General features: G+C 72.2%; 1 protein-coding gene. It reads left to right on the top strand.

The features are described from left to right. Positions 1-284 (top strand): aldehyde dehydrogenase family protein (locus tag M8J71_RS23285; protein ID WP_256250238.1); only part of this gene is annotated, 284 nt, incomplete at both ends.

Genomic DNA, 284 nt, shown 5'->3' with positions numbered 1-284 from the left:
GTGGTCCGGCAGGGCGACTTCCGCGGCGTCCGCATCGACCCCGCGCTGCCCGAGCGTACTCCCCTCCCCCGCGCAGACATCCGCCAGCGCCAAATCCCGCTCGGCCCCGTCGCCGTGTTCGGGGCCAGCAACTTCCCGCTGGCCTTCTCGACGGCGGGTGGAGACACCGCCTCCGCCCTCGCCGCCGGCTGCCCGGTCGTCTTCAAAGCCCATAACGCCCACCCGGGAACCAGCGAACTCGTCGGCCAGGCCATCGCCAAGGCCGTCAAGGACAACGGCCTGCA

The sequence above is a fragment of the Pseudarthrobacter sp. R1 genome, from assembly GCF_024494415.1.
Classification (GTDB): Bacteria; Actinomycetota; Actinomycetes; order Actinomycetales; family Micrococcaceae; genus Arthrobacter.
This window is presented reverse-complemented; position numbering and strand designations above follow the sequence as displayed.